Source organism: Bacteroides thetaiotaomicron VPI-5482 (assembly GCF_000011065.1).
In the GTDB taxonomy this organism is placed as follows: Bacteria; Bacteroidota; Bacteroidia; order Bacteroidales; family Bacteroidaceae; genus Bacteroides; species Bacteroides thetaiotaomicron.
In genome coordinates this window covers 4,726,249-4,741,840 of sequence record NC_004663.1, presented here as the reverse complement: position 1 = coordinate 4,741,840, position 15,592 = coordinate 4,726,249, and the positions used below count along the sequence as shown (strand labels likewise).

Below are 15,592 nucleotides of genomic sequence, written 5' to 3'. Positions count from 1 at the left end.
TTCCCCTATATCCAGCCCCTAACCTTATACAACAAATACCATATACTACCGGTATCTTTCACTTATAGTGCCTTTATTCTTCCATTAAGACACTGATATTGTTAGTTGTTCACGGCCGTGGCAAGAGTTGATCACGACCGTGAGCAATGCTCTTCACGGATGTGATCAGACCTGTTCACGGCCGTGAACAACTAAAGATATCGGTGTCTTATTCCTACTTTCCCTATAGGAAAAAGCAAAGATGCAAGAGGTTAAAGAGAACTTTAGTACTATCTTACGGCTGATTACACTATAGACAGCAAACGAACTACCCATTCGGTGAAAGATGAAAACCATCTTTTCTATTATGAAGAAGAAAAGAGAAGGTACAAAAGTCAATAATACCTAAACCTGGACTGACTAAAAAGTCGATTCTATCTCGAATCTCCTCCTTCGGGAAGGAGGAGTGGTCGAAGACCGAGGTGGTAGGAAAAATAATGTTTGTTCCTATTTCTTTGTAAATGACAGGATTATGTATTCACCTACCACCTCCCCCTACGGGTACTCTTCCTTCCCGAAGGAGGAGATTTAGGATACTATTGACTTTTTAGTCAGCCCCTACCCACAGGGGGAGATGATAGGTGAGCACCCCTCCCCCAAAATAAACTAACCCCTATTGAAAACCAGTTTATTGCTTATTTTTTCCCTTTTGTGTCTTCAAGCGGATGACCGTGAACGAATAAGCAGGCAATTCCTGCTTGAAGCTGGTTCCTGCCTCTATCGTATCCGTCACCGGAAGCGGAGTCGTCTCGGGTGCACCTGCCAGTACAGTCCGCGTAGCGGAAGACTGGATACCATCCATTCCCGGCAACCGGACATCCGTCTCTATGCTGACGGGCAACAGATTCACCAGTTTCACAATCACATCCCCCGTCTTACTATCACGAACGATGGAAGAACCAACACGGAGTTTTACGCGACCGTCCTGATTATCAAGGTTTATCTGTGAAGGGATGTAATGGTCGCCTGCGTTCTGACCGTACAGTTTCTGCACATAGTATCCCGTTGTCGGTCTTACTTCCCGATTGTTGAAGTAGATCAGGTCCGGATTCCACTGCGTCCGCCCGTCTTTTGCCAGCAGAGGAGCATAAGAACTCATGTGCACTACATCTCCATTCCGTTCCAAAGCAGCCAGATAAAGTGCTTCGGTCAAAGCTGTTTCCATATTCGCTCTGCGTCCGGGGATGTGAGTGGCATATTCGCCCAGATATACTTTCGTCTTTTTAGAGCGGTCGTACTTGTCATAGAAGTCCTGATTGTGCAGGAACCATCCCGGAGACTGATAATAATGTTCGTCTACCATCGGAACACCGAGTTTGTCCGCCAGTTTCCAGCCTTCCACATAGTCTGTTCCCTCATTGAAAGGACCTACTGTGCCGACAACGATTATCTCCGGATATTTCTCTTTGATAGCAAGGTATATCATCGTGAAGCGTTCTTCGAAGACATCGGTGATCAAGTCTTCATTGCCGATGCCGATATATTTCAGATTGAAAGGCTTCGGATGACCGGATTCGGCACGTATCTTGCCCCATTTGGTTTTCTTTGCATCACCGTTCGCCCATTCTATCAGGTCGAGGATATCCTGAATGTAAGCACCCATCTCGCTCATCGGGATACCGCCTTGCTGACCGCCTCTCAAATCGCCATGACAAGCGGAATTCTGACAAGGTACACCTGCCGCCAGCACCGGAAGCGGTTCCGCACCTATATCTTCGCAGAACTGGAAGTATTCATAATAACCCAGTCCCATGCTCTGATGATATCCCCAAAGGTTACGGGCAGGTTTACGGGCTTCCAGCGGTCCGATGGTGTTTTTCCATTGATAGATGTTCTTCAAACCGTCTCCATGAGCCACGCAGCCTCCGGGGAAACGGACAAAGCGCGGGTGCATATCGGCAAGTGTCTGTGCAAGGTCGGGACGCAAACCGTTCTTTCTGCCTTTGAATGTATTCTGCGGGAAGAGAGAAATCATATCCAGTTCGATTTCACCTGCCGATTGCGGGTGAAGTTCCAGATGGGTATCGGCGGACGCTTTCGCTGTCAGCACTGCTTTATACGTTTTCCACGAACGGGAAGAGACGGTAACTGTCGTTTCACCCTGTACGGTGCCGTCGGCATCTACGAGGCGTACCAGTAGTTTTCCGGACTTGCTACCTTCCGGGATACGGGCAAACAGGGAGAAATCATATTTCTCGCCTGCTTTAAGGGCGATTCCGTCAAAACCGGTGTTGGTCAGGGCGGCTCCCGGCTGGTTCGTCTTCAAGACGGCATAATGCGGATTGTTCGGATGGATAGGGTCCGAAGTCGATATGGTAAAGGTGGCGTTTTCTCCTTCCAGCTTCCATGAATGGGTGCTGTTCCAGTTCTTGTCCCCTTCACGGTCGGACGGCTCGTATTCGAAGTCCCGGTTCTGGATCAGTTCGGCATACAGGCCGCCGTCGGCGGAGTAGTTGATGTCTTCGAAGAAGATACCCATCAATAAGTCGCTGATTTCTTTTGTTTCTTCCGGTTGTGCTGTGACGGTGGCTTTGACCGATTTCAGTCCGGCAAAGCGTTCTTTATCCTGTACAGGGCGTTCGCCATACAGGGAGTTACGGTATTGGTTCCGTTCGTAGGTTTGGGTCAGTCCGTCCACTACCGACCAGGGCACTTGGCTGACAGTTCCCGTTTCTTCGTGTCCGGCAATCTTTGCTTTGACTCTTGTTCCTTCAAAATCGGAAGTCGTACGGGGATATTGCTGAGCTTCCCAGTAGATCAGGTCTTTTGATCTGGCCTGACCGTATCCATCGTGGTCGTTCAACTTCCAGACACAGAGCCATTCCCCGCCGGGGAGTTGTTTCAGATTCGGGTCGAGCATCTTCTTCTGCGATCCCCAACGGCTGTAATCGCAACGAAGATAGCCGTAGTTTCGTCCTATTTCAAACCAATGTTTTCCGTCCATGCTCCATGCAAAGCGGAGTCCGCTACGGCCGTCGTCACCTCGGGTGGCGTAGGCAAAAAGGGATACTGAATCGGGAGTAGCAGTCGTTTCATGCGTTGCGGCAAATGCGGCCGGCTGCAATGATAATAATAATACACTAAATAGTAGAAGTAAATGTTTCATGGTATAAATTATAATATAAGATCTCTGCAAAAAAAGAGTATGTATTCACTAAAAAAGATCTGATACTCTGTTATTTCCTGTTTTCCCAATGACTTCTCAGTTTGGCGGCTTCTTCTTTTGTCAAATGGATCACCGCGCCGTGTTTGGGCGACGAGAAATTAGTCGTCTTCATCACTCCTTCGTTGAAACGTCCCAGGTTCTTGAAATTCACGAAGTCGGAAGTCTCGATGAAAGCGAAGTTATGGGGGTTGATGCCGTAGACGTCGTACATCAATACCCATTTGTCTTCTCCGATACGCTTCCAGAGGTTGGGAGCTTCGCAGGCCCTGGGTTCGAAGTCGTACCAGCGAGGGTCATATTCGTAATCACCGTTGATTCGGTCTGACACGGCCTGTTTGATTCCGGCGCCTCCGTCGTGCGAAACGTAGAACATGCGATACCGGTCGCCTACCTTGGTGATGTCACCGTCGATAGCCGATATTTTCTCGTTGGGATACTCGAAGAGGATTTGCGGGAGTGTCTCTATCCGGTCGAAGTCATCATTGACATAGACATAGTACAGTTTGTTCGCCTCGTTCTTGAAACGCATGGTGAAGTAAATCATCAGTTTACCTTTCTTGTCATCGTAAGTCACTTCGGGCGCCCATACGCAGCCGATTTCACCCAAGCCTGCCGATAACAGGTCGAAACGGGCATTGGTACGTTTCCAGTTGATCAGGTCCCACGATTTCATCAGTACGAGTCCGCGGTTGTTTCCCCAGCCGTATTCTTTTCCGTCACGTTCCCATTCGGTATCACGGAAGCCGTCTTTCTGCGCATAGATGTGCAGGTCGGTCATGGAAAGGTAGAAAGCTCCGTCCGGTCCACGGAAGATGTGCGGGTCACGGATACCTTTTTGCAGGGCGATGGTATCTCCGGCGATCACCGGTTTGCCGTCGTTCAAGGCAGTAAATGTATATCCGTCGTCACTGACGGCCATATAAAGGCTGTGCGTCTCGTCTTTATGGAAGACCATCAAGTAAGCCCCCATGTCCTTTTCCTGCGGGATGGCGTTACGGTAACGGAACTGACGGAAGCCGGCGCTGCCTTTTCCGGAGGAAAGCAGTCCGATGCGTAAAGCGTAGAAGCCGCCGTAGTTGTTATGGTGCAGCTGAGATACATCCATGTTTTCTACCAGCGTAGTCCATTCCTTGCCGTCCTTGCTGACTGCTATCCGGACACTGTTTCCCTGATTCTGTATCTTGGCGAGGAAGCGTTTGCCCAACTTGTTAGGGAGGGTAAAGCTGTTTTCCGCGTTTCTGTAGATAGTGAAGTTCTTTCCGTCGGACACGACTCCAGCGTATGCCTTTTCGCTGTAATATAGAAGAAGTCCGGCTGTGTTACCCTTGCCTACGTTGACTTCCACCTGTGTTTCGTAATTCTTGTCTTCGGCGGTGGCCAGCAGTAAGCGGGCATCGGAAGGGGTACTTCCTTTCGCATCTATCCATAAGGTCTGTTTCTTGAAGCTGAGCGACTGAGGGGCATATTCTTTCCAGAAAGTCCATTGGAGTCCCGGTTCCGGTCCTTCGAAGTCATCCGAGAGGCTGAGTCCGTGTTTGATGGACGGATCGGTCTTGATGGGAGTGGCGGTGGATTTGGTACGATACCATCCATCGGCGGTCCATTCAATCGGTTCGATGAGGGTGGAGCGTCCCAGGGTGTGATAGCCTTTGGCATAGGCATGATATACGATCCACCAGTTGCCGTTCACATCGTCGATCAGTGTGCCGTGTCCTTTCGACCACCAGTTGTCATGGGCACTATAGGTATGCACTACCGGATTATAGGGAGAATTTTCCCACGGTCCGGTGACACTCTTCGAACGGGCGGCAACTGCCATGTGGCTTGTTGCCGGACCGGCCGTTCCTCCCTGTGCGGAAGTCAGGTAATAATAACCATTATGGTAATTCAGCTTCGGCGATTCCAGACACATACATTCCGTTTCCCAGTGATTGGGATATCGCCAGCCTTCGTACACTTTCTGTTTTTGGCCGATGGTGGCCAGTCCGTCGTCCGTCAGTCGGATGACTTCTCCTTTGTCAACATATAAATATCTGTTCCCCTCCTGATCGGCTATGTGTCCGGGGTCGATGCCACTCACTTTCAGGTCGATGGGTTTGCTCCACGGGCCCTTGATGTCATTTGCCCAGATCACCCAGTTTGTTCCTTTGGCCGGATAATAGATGTAGTATTTTCCTTTGTACTTCAATAAGTCGGGCGCCATTGCAGAGCCTTCGTATTCGGGCATTACGCGACAGACGGGTTCCCAGTTCATCAAGTCACGGGAGTGCCAGATGAGAAATCCGGGAGCGTAGTAAAAAGGAGAATGAGTCATGTAATAATCCTCACCATCGCGCATGACAGAAGGGTCCGGATAGTCACCCGATAAAACGACTTTCGGGTATTCTTGCGAATAGGCCTGTACTGTTGCACAGACAAGCAAAATGAACAACAGGAGTTTTTTCATGGTATTTATTTATGGGATATTAGATGGTGTATCTGATGGCTTTACATCTTGTCGGGCTTTCCGTAGGCCTTGTACAAGCGTTTCAGTTCCTTGTCAGTAATCGGCATTACGGTGCCGTGGCGCGGATGGAAGTCCATGCTAATGGCATTGTCTATGACTTTGAAATTCTCCAAATCGGTGCTTTCCGTAAACTGATACTTGCCTTTCATATATACATCGTACATCAGGATGTACTTGTCCGTACCTATCAGCGGGAAGATGCCGGCACCTTCTACAGCTTCTTTCGTCTGTTGCTTATAATCTTCCGATTCTGTCCATTGTCCGGAAGTCAGGGAGGCGGTGGTTGCTTTTTTAATTCCATTGCCGTCTCCTTCCGTTTTATAGAACAGGTGGTAAAGTCCGTCTTTATAAATGATGTCTCCGTCAATACAGGATTTGCCATTCTTCGGGAGGAACAAAGTTTTGGGTTCTCCTTCTATATCGGTGAAATCTTTGTTAGCGTATGCGTAATAAATAATGTCCGGACCATTACCATGCTGCATTGACCAGTAGACCATGTATTTCTTCGCTTCTTTATCATAAATAGTTTGCGGTGCCCATACCCGCTTCAAATCTTCCTGATTCGGGTATTTCTTCTGGATATTCACGATGTTGGAGGTCCAGTTGACGAGATCTTTCGATTTCAACAGTACCATGGCACGGTTGGAACTCCATCCATTGCCGGAGACCATGTCAGTTACGACCATGTAAAATGTCTTTCCGTCTTCACAACGAAGAATGTGCGGGTCACGCACTCCACCCGTAGAACTGATTTCACGGGAATCGATGACCGGTTGGTTTCCGTTTAATGCATAGTAGTTGTATCCATCGGGGCTGACAGCCATCCGGATGGCTTCCTCACTCATCCTGTTTCCGGTGAAATAGACAAACAGGTAGGCAGATTGCTGGCTGTATCCTGTCAGCACTCCTACTAAAAGGAGTGCCAGGAGTAAAGTATATTTTTTCATATTCATTTGAGAGTAAATGCTTATTTATAAAGTGAATGCTTTATTATCAAAAGGCCGATATTGGCTTATTATTGGTTTAATACTTGAAATCAGACGGTTTCACATAGACGCGGTATTCACGAATCATGCCCGGAAAGTCCTTTTCGGCACGGGGCAGATAACGGAAGCCCGTCACTGTTTCCACTTTGCTCAGGTCGATTACCAGTTGGTGGGGATAAGCGACATTGTCAACAGTCATCCAGAAAGTGGATTCCTGCAAGTCGAATATCTTATCCGCCGTACGGTTTCCGCTACGTGTCTCTTCGCTATCGGCATAACGGATTTTCCAATGTTCGCGGGATACGGGTTTGCCGTCGGCTCCCAGCACATCGAACTCTGCAATAGCGGCAATATTGTTATTGGCTTGCGGAGAGAGTGCTTCCAGACAGAAGAAACGTCCTTTCACCGGAGCGGCGAAACGTACTTCCTGCCAGCCGTTGCCCGGAGTGAAGGCTCCTTCGTGCGCAACCTTTTCTCCTGTCAGCTTCAACTTTTCTCCATCCTTGCGGTGTGTTTCCGGCGCTTTCTCGCGGAGTACGTCGAGGATCGGTTTCTTCAGACCTTTGATTGATGATTTCGTCGGACCTTTCAGGTCGAGGACGAGGATTTCATTCTCGCCTTCTTTCAGCCAGCAGCCCGGTATGAAAAGTGTCTGCTGGGGACCGATTTCCCAGAAACGTCCCATCGCATGACCGTTCACCCATACCATACCTTTGCCCCATGTGCTCATGTCGAGGAAAGTGTCGCCTACTTTATCGAGTTTGAAAGATGACCGATAGTAAGCAGGCATAATCGGTAATATTTTCGTATCCTTGTAGTTCTTGTTCTTGATAAATGAGTAGTCTACGGGGAAGTTATATACAGTCCAGTTCTTCAGTTCTTTCACCTGATTGCCCGAAAGGAGTTCTACCTTTTCGGTGATTCCCTTCCGGTCGTGGATGGACTTATCAAAGTTGACACGTCCCATTGCCTCTACCAGAATATCCAGTTGCGTACCTTTCTTCAAGGCCGGCAAGGTAGTGGTAAATTCTCCTTTGCGGCGGTCGAGACGGGCCAGCAGCTTGCCATCAGCGTAGATTTGTGCCCAGTCGTGCACTTCGGTGATTTTCAATGTAGTGCCTGAGGTTACTGCTTCGGGCAATGTGGTACGGTACAGGATTGTTCCCCACCCTTGGTTGAATTGCTCCATCGGCTGGATATCCACCGACTGCTTGGCATCCGGCAAGTTGGAGAAAAGCGGAGCTACTTTGGTAAAATGAAATTCGGGTACTTCAATGACCGGCATTGCGGCAGGGACTTCCGGCAGTGCTTCACCGGCAGGAAGATACGTTTTCAGCAGGTCACGGAGGAGATAGTATTTCTCTGTCGTCCATCCGGCTTCGCTGATCGGGGCATCGTAGTCGTAAGAACTGCACATAGCGGAGTAGGCAGGATTGTTGGCACCACCCCAATGTCCGAAAGTCGTTCCTCCGTGAGTCATATAAAGGCTGAAGGAGATGTTGCGGTCGAGCATTTCTTTGATGCCCTGTACCATATCTTTGGCAGGACGTGTTTCATGTTTCCGTCCCCAGTGGTCGAACCATCCGCTCCAGAACTCGCTGCACATCAACGGAGTTTCCGGACGAAGTTCTTTCAGTTTCTTGAATTGCTGGTCTATATTGGCGCCTGTTCCGAAGTTGATGGTCCAGATCAGGTCGTCGAGTGCATTCCGTGTAAAGTTACTGCTCCAGTCGCATTGGAAGAGAGGTACATCGGTAAAACCGGATTCGCGCACCAAGTCGCGTACGGCAGAAACATAAGGCTTGTCAGTGCCGTAAGAACCGTATTCGTTCTCCACCTGCACCATGATAATATTTCCGCCCTTATTTACCTGTAGCGGCGCCAGTTGCTTACCGACTTCTTTCATGAAGATGCCTACCCGTTCCATATAATAAGGATCGAGCGTGCGCAGTGCCACATCTTTCTTCTTCAACAACCACCAGGGCAGGCCGCCCATTTCCCATTCCGCACACACATACGGACCGGGGCGGACGATGACATACATTCCGTGTTTCTGAGCGGCACGACAGAAGGCAGCGATATCATTCTGACCTGTAAAGTCAAACTTGCCTTCTTCCTGTTCGTGTATATTCCAGAAGATATAAATACAAATAGTGTTCATTCCCAACGCCTTACACATCTCAATACGATGATCCCAATAGGCTTGCGGAATACGGGTATAGTGCAGTTCGGCAGCTTTTACTACGAACGGCTTCCCGTCCAGCAAGAAAGTATTCTTGCCTGCCTCAAACTTACGGGCAGTAGTCTGCGCCTCTGCACTACTGAAAAAGATGACTGTAAAAAGTACTAGTAAAGCAATAAATCTGTGTCTCATGGCTTTTATCTCAATATAGAATTATAATTATATATAGTATACGGCAAAGATAGGCGATTCACCTAAACCGCAGGTACCAATTATCATTCAAAAAAGGTTAGAAATAAAGCAAAATCCCCTGAGACAGATTATTTTTAAAGGAAATACGACCTTTTGTTGACAGGTTACTTGTGTCTGTACCCACCCCTCCGGTCGATTTCCTTTATAGTATGAATGTTTTTCTTTCTTGTGTTTTTTCTTCCATTTAGAAGAGTTTTCTTCTCCTCAGAGCTGTTTTTATAATCCAGCCCCGATGAATCAATTATCTTCTTCGTCTTTAAACATTTGTTTAATTAGATCAATATTATCATCATAATCATTACCCGATAAAGTGATGACATCTGCCAAACCTACAATATTCGAATCTGAATCATAAGTGGTCAGCAAACAGTACATTTCACGTCCTGTGGCGTCTTCTTCAATATGAAGTTGTACCGGTTCACTTCTTCCTCCGGGAAGGTCTGCCAGATATTCAAAGTTCCTGGATAAGAAAGCTTCCACTATCTTCGCAGGGTTTGTCTCATCACGCTTAAACTTCTTGACTCCCATACTCTTGACTTTTCCTCCACTTTGAAAGTTGTATATATCAAAGTTATTCAGATAGGCAGCTATCAGGCAAACCAGTGTCATGATGATTCCGGCTGTACGCACCAACCAGCCTGCCAATGGAAGCAAACCGGGAAAAATAGCCAGAACGGCTCCTACCACGGCCAAACCTAAATATAACACAGGTTTCAGATTGTTCTTTCTTTTTTCAAATTTAGTCGGGTTGGCGGCATAATACTCGCTGATGTAACTGTAGTACTTGTTGTTCTTTTGTTCCATAATTATGTGTTTTTGTGATTAAACTATCTTGATCAATTTACCATTTGATTTGCACCCAAGGGCTCTTAGGATTAGACAACAGATCGTCTGCCATTCCCTTCATTCCTAAATTGTGAGCATTGGTCCCTCCCCAGATAGCCCTGCCAATAACATAACTCATCGCCATATCGTGCCATGATGTAAAAGAAGAATGAGCCAGTTCATACGCCTTGTCGATATAATTCCACGCTTCCATTTCTGAGATATATTTCATATCGCAGCAGGCACGGGCAACAAAATTAATTCTGCCGGCATCCCAGCCAATCACTCCATAGCGGGCTATATCTTCTTTAGAAGTAATCACTTCATAAGCTATCAACTCCTCATAGACCTCTTTCAAATTTTGCAGTTGCCCGACAGCTTTTTCATAATCTTCCTGACTCTCCATGTTCTGCTGGAAAATATCGTCTTGCGCATTTTCATCGTCAAGCAAAAAAGCCTCATAAACAAACGGAAAGTAGTAATCGTAACCTTTCCGGCACAAATCATCCAATGTTTCGCGGGCATCATGAGCATTATTTATTCCCCACCATTCACCAAGAATAGTAGGCAACTTATCTTTGATATCCAACGAGAGAGTGTTCAGATATCCGCCTTGCTGCAAGGCATACAATGAACCTATAGACAGTTTTTTATACTGTTCTACGGATAATTTTGATTTTGATTTAAAACGAGGCCCCCGAAAAGCTCTTATAATAGTACGGACAAATGGCCATACCTTCATATAAAGAAAAGAAAGGACCATTACTCCGCCTACGACCCAAGGCATCCAACTCATGTCTGTCATAAATAGTGTTTTTGTTTTATTGTTAATACTAATTCAATCTTAATTCCTCTGCCACTTTGCAGGACAGGCTGATATCATTATATATGTCCTCAAGCAGCTTCCCGTCATTCAACGCACTTGGACGCACACATAAAAAACCGGAAGGCATCACGGCGGCATAGTAGAAAGTACCTCTGCTGAACGAAAGCATGATATCACATCCGAAAGTCTGGTGCAGCGCCGTCATATGACGCATCATCGCAGGAGTGAGCAACATACGTGCTTCTACTTCATCATCGGCATAAACGGCAAAATAGTTCTCAAACTCCTGATCTTCCAATTGCACCAGTCGGGCACTATAGCGCTTCTTCAACCCCTGGATATTCTTCGCCAGATATCCGATCTTTTGTTCCAGGTGATCGGGCAATATGATAATATTTCCTTTGAATCGCTTGTCTATCTTACACCAGCCAAACATCCCCCGAAAATTGTGCGGACTGCTATCCAGCCGCGAAGCAAACAGCGGACGAAGCACAAAACGGTAGATCATGACAAAATATCCCAATACAGGATTGTACTGCAACTTGTTCAACAGCCCGTAAGACACGCCGATATCCGCCACATGCAAAGAGTGCTCGCCGTGCGGAAACTGGATATATCCATACGTATTGGCTGCCAGTGCCGGATCAGAAAAAGAGGCGGAAAAGAGTTTGCTGTCTCTCAATATCCGGCTGTCTACCTGAGAGGAAGCCGAGAAATAAACGGTAGGAAACAGGGTAGACATAATGTGCTGCATAGCCTCCGACTCCCGTTCCTGAAAGTTCGCCATGCAGCGAGTGAAAACGAAGTTGACCACTATAAATCCAATGAATACTGGTATTATATACTGCGTAAACTGCATATAGTTCTCAAGACCTATATAAGATACAAGCGCACCGCCAAACAACACAAACATAAACCAGCAGAATACAAAAAGATAAACTGCAATACTTCCTGTTCGTACCACCTTTCTCCAGCCATTTACCCGTAAAAGCTCCGAACGAAGCTGTTCTGATAATTTCTTAAAATCAATTGTGTCCATATTCGTATTATCTGAGAAGTTCGGCGACATTTACATTCTGTTGTTCCGGTTCGGGAATATCAATCAGTTCTTCCTGATGATGACCTTGCTGACGGGCAACAACGGAAGAAGGAAACATCTCGATGGTATTATTGTAGTCTGTTACTGCCGCATTATAGGTGCGCCGGATGGCTTGCAGTTGCAGTTCCATGTCCTCAATACTGTTTTGCAGGCGATGGAATTGTTCATTCGCTTTCAGTTCAGGGTAATTCTCGACCGACAACTGTAATTTGGTTAACAGACCGGACAATTCATTGCCACTTTTTATTTGTTCGGCTTCCTGTGAAGGTTGGAAAGAATGTGATCGAAGTTCCGTAATGCGGGTAAGAATTTCATTTTCATGACCCATATATGACTTAACGGCGGCCACCAAATTAGGTATCATGTCATTTCGCTGCTTTAATGCCACGCAAATACCGCTACGACATTGCTTCACCCTGTTTCGCTTAGCGATCAAATTGTTGACTGCCCAAATATACCAAAGTGCGATTAGCAGTATAAGTCCCGATCCAAAATATATAATTCCCATGCTTTTACTTTTGTGTGTATATCAGTTTTCAATAGTTATATCCTATTTAATTTTGACACAGGCAAAAGTAAACAGCATCCCACAAATTAGCAAACAAAGAGGGGGTATAAATACAGGTAAGCAAAAACCAGATAATACGTTAATTAATAAAGCATTAGTTAGGCAGAAGACGGGGTATAGCAGGGTATATTTATAAAATTCAGAGGGTAATATTACAGTAATGGTCAGGAGATGATCTCCATTTTATGACCATCATCTCCTGACCATTACTTAAGTCTATTCAAAGTCAGTGTCTACAATCCGCTGAAATCGACTCCCTCAAATACCAGTGAAGGGATACGCCAGGAGGAGTTCAGACGCGGGTCGTTTCCGGTTGCAACCAACGAGTTCCACAAGGTAATCAGATTGCCGGTAACATTCATCTCGGATACCGGTTGCGTCAGTTTTCCATTCTCAATCAGGAAACCTTCGATGCCATAAGAGAAATCTCCGGTCGAACTGTTGTTGTTACCACCATTAAAGCCCGTAACGAGGATACCTTTTTCCACTCCGGCAATCAGTCCATCCAGATTCTTATCTCCCGTTTCCATGACCAAAATAGATGAACCGCTGATAGTCGGATCGACTCCCATCTTCTTAGCATTGTAGGTATCAATGAAATAGGTATTCAGTACTCCCTTGTCAAAGATGGAGCGACGTTCCGTAGCAATACCTTCGTTGTCGAAGTAGCGGGCGCCGGAAGCTTTCACCAAATGAGGTTCGTCCGTCAAAGTCAGCCGGTCACTAGCTATCTTTTCATTCAATTTATTTAATAAGAATGAGTTTTTCTGTTGCAAAGCCGAGCCGTTCAGCGCACTGATCATCGGACTTAGCAAACGGCTGGAATTCATCGGATCGACCACCATCGTATATTTGCCGGACTGTACTTTCTTTTGTCCCAGTTTGCGTAATACACGTTCCAGCGCTTTCTGACCGATTCCTTTCTTAATCAGATCGTTCATATAAAGCGACGACTCATACCAATAAGCAGAAGGACGCGCCTCGCCTTCCCCTCTGATCGTGATGTCGGCAGAAAGTGAGTACCACGTACTTTTGGTTTCTCCTTCGAAACCATTGCTGATCAGGCGGTAAGCAAAGTCCTCGCCATCGCCATAGGAAGAACCGACAGAGATGATCCGTTCGTCCTTGCCTAGTGCTTCTTCCGCTACGGCTTTCGCCATCTCTATTTTATCGTCCGGATTTAAGGATGCGAACTTGGCATCATATAGCTTTAAGTCCGGTTTCCCACCTTTATAGTAACGGGAAGGGTCCGCCAATACACGCGCCTCATCTTTAGCCAGATAGCGTGTAGAGTCTATTCCGTTTTTGATAAATGTTTCGAGCTCTTTCCGGTTCAGGCGGTTGGTAGAGATACTACCATAACGTCCGTCCACATACAGGGAAAGGCTTAATCCGCCTTCCGATGCCTGTTGCAATCTGTCCATCTTCGCATCGCGCAGTTCGAAAGAAGTGTTCGAAGAAGAGTATAAAAGGACTTTTGCTGCCTGGCAGCCATTCTTCAAGGCGTAGTCCATCGCCCACTGTGCCAGTTTCTTATTTTCGTCTGTAATCATAGGTTCGTCTTTTTAAAGTAAGCATTTACTTCTAGTTCTCTCCACCGACAGTCAGTTTGCTAACCAAGGCTGAAGGCATACCGCAAGTCACCGGACAGGATTGTCCGTCTTTTCCGCAAGTCCATGTACCGTTGTCGATCTTCGCATTGGTAGCTACCATCGTGATATCCGCCAAAGCTTTCGGACCGTTACCGATAATATTAATGTCCTTGATCGGTTGCGTCAGTTTACCGTCTTCGATCATGTAGCCCGACTTCACAAAGAATGTAAAGTCTCCGGCACCGATCTGTACCTGACCGTTCGTAAAGTTATCTACAAAGATTCCCTTCTTTACAGAAGAAATGATATCCGATTCGCTCACATTTCCGGCTTCCATATATGTAGCACGCATACGGGGTATCGGCATATTGCGGAACGATTCGCGACGTCCGTTGCCGGTTGGTTCCACTCCGTAGTGCTTTGCACTGATACGGTCGTGCAGATAACTAGTCAGTACTCCGTCTTTAATCAGATAAGTTTTCTGTCCTTCGGCACCTTCATCGTCGAAATTCACCGAACCCCGATTGAACGGAATCGTACCGTCATCCACCACGTTGATATGTTCGTTGCATACTTTCTTATTCAGCTGATCGGCAAATATGGAAACATTCTTCCGGTTGAAGTCCGCCTCAAAAGTATGTCCGATAGCCTCGTGAAGCAAGATACCCGATCCTCCGGCACCCATGACAACAGGCATTTCACCGCCTTTGGGTTTGATAGCCTTGAACAGAAGAGAAGTCTGGTCTACCGCTTCGCGGGCGATTACGTCCACTACCTCGTCCGACAGGAAATCGAATCCTCTGCGGTAAGCACGGGCAGCGTAGCCGTTCTCCGTCTTTCCGTCTTCTTCCATGATGCACACGGCACCCAGCGTCACCATCGGACGGTAATCGTAGAACATCACTCCCTCCGAATTGCAGAAGAAGATATGCGAAGTGGTATCGCTCTGACTTGCCTGTACTTTATGTACCCGTTTGTCCAAAGCGAAAATCCGGTCGTTCAGTTTTTGCAGATAAGGCATCTTATCTTTCAAACTGACTTCCTCCCACGGGGAAGCAACGGTATAATAGTTCTTCTTCAGTTCCTTTTCGGTGAGATTCAGCGGTTTGTTGCCTTTGTTGGCGGAAGCGATGCGGGCGGCAGTACGGGCAGCTTTCAGCATATCCTCCACAGTAATATTCTCCACGTAGGCATAGCCACTCTGGTCTCCAGTCAGTACACGGACTCCGACTCCATAGTCAATATTCGAATAACTGTTGTTCACTGCACCATCCATCAGGCGGATGCTGTTGGATATCGTGTGTTCAAAGAAAAGGTCGGCATAATCGCCTCCTTTCTCCAATGCCGCGGCAAGCACCTTCTTCAAGTCTGCCTCGCTTACTCCGAAATGATTCATAGCCAAAGCAACTGCTGCTTTCTTGTCAGCTCCTTCGCCGCCCAATGCACCCGGGGTAGTCAGAGCCATAGCAGAACCTGTCGCCAATGATCCGAGTAGAGCTATACCTCCGGTTTTTAGAAAATTTCGTCTGTCCATGTTCACTTATATTTAGT

10 protein-coding genes are annotated in these 15,592 nt (G+C 46.9%); all 10 read right to left on the bottom strand.

Annotation, left to right across the window (positions count from 1 at the left end):
* Window positions 1–667: 667 nt before the first annotated feature.
* The 10 genes from BT_RS18450 to BT_RS18405 all read right to left on the bottom strand — a co-directional run bounded on the left by BT_RS18450 (window position 668) and on the right by BT_RS18405 (window position 15,575).
* Window positions 668–3,145: an alpha-L-arabinofuranosidase C-terminal domain-containing protein gene (locus BT_RS18450; protein ID WP_011108921.1), complete on the bottom strand. Its 2,478-nt coding sequence runs from the start codon at window positions 3,143–3,145 to the stop codon at window positions 668–670.
* A 70-nt stretch (window positions 3,146–3,215) separates the two neighbouring features.
* Entirely contained in the window at window positions 3,216–5,651 is a 2,436-nt protein-coding gene (locus tag BT_RS18445; RefSeq protein WP_008767047.1) for a family 43 glycosylhydrolase, read from the bottom strand.
* A 41-nt stretch (window positions 5,652–5,692) separates the two neighbouring features.
* A complete protein-coding gene (locus tag BT_RS18440) occupies window positions 5,693–6,664 on the bottom strand; it encodes a glycoside hydrolase family 43 protein (protein WP_008767048.1) in 972 nt (323 codons plus the stop codon).
* A gap of 70 nt (window positions 6,665–6,734) precedes the next feature.
* On the bottom strand, window positions 6,735–9,071 hold the full coding sequence (locus tag BT_RS18435) for a beta-galactosidase (protein WP_008767049.1): 2,337 nt from the start codon (window positions 9,069–9,071) through the stop codon (window positions 6,735–6,737).
* Between the two features lie 297 nt (window positions 9,072–9,368).
* On the bottom strand, window positions 9,369–9,935 hold the full coding sequence (locus BT_RS18430) for a hypothetical protein (protein ID WP_008767050.1): 567 nt from the start codon (window positions 9,933–9,935) through the stop codon (window positions 9,369–9,371).
* A gap of 37 nt (window positions 9,936–9,972) precedes the next feature.
* Complete coding sequence (locus BT_RS18425) at window positions 9,973–10,761, bottom strand: DUF1266 domain-containing protein (protein ID WP_008762597.1); 789 nt, start codon at window positions 10,759–10,761, stop codon at window positions 9,973–9,975.
* Between the two features lie 28 nt (window positions 10,762–10,789).
* On the bottom strand, window positions 10,790–11,821 hold the full coding sequence (locus BT_RS18420) for a DUF3137 domain-containing protein (protein WP_032841365.1): 1,032 nt from the start codon (window positions 11,819–11,821) through the stop codon (window positions 10,790–10,792).
* Window positions 11,822–11,828: 7 nt separating this feature from the next.
* Window positions 11,829–12,389 (bottom strand): LemA family protein, encoded by a 561-nt coding sequence (locus BT_RS18415; protein ID WP_008762595.1) that lies wholly within the window; start codon window positions 12,387–12,389, stop codon window positions 11,829–11,831.
* A 293-nt stretch (window positions 12,390–12,682) separates the two neighbouring features.
* The gene (locus BT_RS18410) at window positions 12,683–14,002 is read right to left on the bottom strand and encodes a TldD/PmbA family protein (RefSeq protein WP_008762594.1); all 1,320 of its coding nucleotides are present in this window, start codon (window positions 14,000–14,002) and stop codon (window positions 12,683–12,685) included.
* A gap of 31 nt (window positions 14,003–14,033) precedes the next feature.
* Window positions 14,034–15,575 (bottom strand): TldD/PmbA family protein, encoded by a 1,542-nt coding sequence (locus BT_RS18405; protein ID WP_008767052.1) that lies wholly within the window; start codon window positions 15,573–15,575, stop codon window positions 14,034–14,036.
* Between the last annotated feature and the right edge of the window lie 17 nt (window positions 15,576–15,592).